This is a genomic window from Niveibacterium sp. COAC-50, assembly GCF_013184235.1.
In the GTDB taxonomy this organism is placed as follows: domain Bacteria; phylum Pseudomonadota; class Gammaproteobacteria; order Burkholderiales; family Rhodocyclaceae; genus Niveibacterium; species Niveibacterium microcysteis.
Map to the genome: position 1 here is coordinate 1 of NZ_JABCJM010000015.1, position 1,957 is coordinate 1,957.

Annotated in this window: 1 protein-coding gene; it reads left to right on the plus strand. The window is 55.9% G+C overall.

Annotated features, from left to right (window positions below; translation table 11 throughout):
- Window positions 1–1,360: 1,360 nt before the first annotated feature.
- Window positions 1,361–1,732, plus strand: coding sequence for a hypothetical protein (locus HH302_RS22185; RefSeq protein ID WP_172205400.1), 372 nt, complete (start codon window positions 1,361–1,363; stop codon window positions 1,730–1,732).
- Window positions 1,733–1,957: the final 225 nt, after the last annotated feature.

A 1,957-nucleotide genomic window follows, 5' to 3' on the forward strand; every position in this document is an offset into this window, starting at 1 on the left:
GAAACCTTGGGACTACCCAGCCTTGCGCCACGGTAGGAATTCAATTCATCGAACCGCCGGATACGTGACCCGTACGTCCGGTGGTGTGGGAGGGAGGGGCCGCGAGGTTCCTTCCTATCCCGATTAGGCAAGTCGAGAGATGCCGCTTCGTCTCCGCTGTGGTCACTGTCAGCTTTCGGTTTCCGTAGGTTGGTTCCATTACCACTCATTTGAGTCAGGCTACGGTGGCTGCAGTCTGCTGGTATGCGAGTCCTGCGGCACGCAACACTGGCTCGAGCACGCTCTACGCAACCGTGGTCCCGAGTTTTACTCCATCTATTCTGCAACCATCGCGAACGTTCCCAGCGAGGCACGGATCAAACTAGCCGGATGGTTGCGCCGTAAGCATGGTGTTTCGCTCAGCGATGCACTGGAATCGGTCAGACAACCACCCGTTATCGTTGCGCACCGCGCCAGGGACCACGAGATCGAGCGGCTCCATGCATCGCTCTCAGAGATGGGCTTGGTACTAACGAAGACTGAAGTGGATCGAGACGTCAATCCAGTATTTGGACCGATCCTTCAAGACAGGCTGTCCTTTGCTCAAGGGCCAGTGTTCGGCCCCGACTCAGCCACACAAATAGGCTGTGTATTAATCGAGGGGCCTCCTCCCAAGCACTATCTGCAATGCCAGCATTGCGAGCGGGGTGATCTTCTTGGTGAGCTCGACACGGGGGAGTTATGCCCGTCTTGCAAGACCTCAACATTGGTGGTCGATTCGGAATGGATTACCTAGCAAGCGGCAACGACAAGGAGCCCGCGATGCCTAACAAGTCCGTCAACGGGACGCCAAACTGCTACGCAGTTTGGTTCCCTCCGCTGCGCTCCGGCGCCCGTTACGTCCAACGTTAGCTGCTTCAATGATTACGCCGTCACGCCTACTTCGTTTCTGCGCTGCATTCACTGTACTTGCGCTCTTGTCGGCCTGTTCAATGGGCCGGGTTTATGAGCGCATCGCGTATTGGGAAGCCGAAACGAAAAACGGGCTGCCTGTTGGCACCAAAATCGAAGAAGCCCAACGGTTCTTTTCTGCGAGAGGCGTCGAGCTTGGCTGTTGCGTGTCGGCGCCTGGTATGCGCGAGGCTCACTACGCACGAGAAGCAGAGGTTGGGAGCTTTGGCCTTGTACGGTACGACGTTGTTGTCTTGGTCAGCTTCGACGCGAGCAAGCAGCTTCAAGCCGTTCAAGTACAACGGTGGGGTGTCGGGCTATGAGCGCCGCAGCTAACTGGTCAGTCAACCGGACACCCAAACTGCTGCGCAGTTTGGGTTCCCTCCGCTGGCGCTCCGGTGCCGGTTACTTTCAACGTTAGGCGAACACCATGACCACTCCGTCTTCGCAATGGTGCTTAGTAGGGAACATCAAGGAAACGCGCCCGTTTGGCCCTGGCGGCAAAGAACACAAACCCGGAACACAGCACTTTTCGTCGGGTACAAAAGTTTATTGCCTTCCTGCGCAGTGGGGAGACGGCTACGAGAAGGTCAAGGTTGTTGGGAAGCATCGTGGTTCTAGCCGAATGGTCAAGATGGTAGTTTGCTCAGCTTGGATCACTAATTGGCGCGCTCAGGTGGTTTACTCCTCCAGCATTCTTAAGTTGCTCACTGAAGAAGTTTTAAATTGGAAATCCAAGGAAGAAGTATTGGAGTACCTAGGCTCCATTCTTTCTACAGCAGAAGGCAGCTCTAATGTTTGAGCCATACGCCTCGCCTAACAATTCGGTCAAGCGGACAGCCCAAAGCTGCGCTTTGGGTTCCCTCCACGCCTGCGGCGTTCCGGCTGCCGCTTACCTCAAACTACAAGGGCTTCCCCAGTAGTCAAGGCGAACTGATCCAACGGCCACGCAACACGTGGCCGTTTTGCTTCCTGCCAAACCGCTTTGTTCTTCCGGTCGTTGGGCTGCGTAGCTCGATTGAGTGAG

Coding starts and splice junctions, on each gene's coding strand:
- HH302_RS22185 (WP_172205400.1), top strand. CDS start 1,361: ATGACCACTCCGTCTTCGCAATGGTGCTTAGTAGGGAACATCAAGGAA.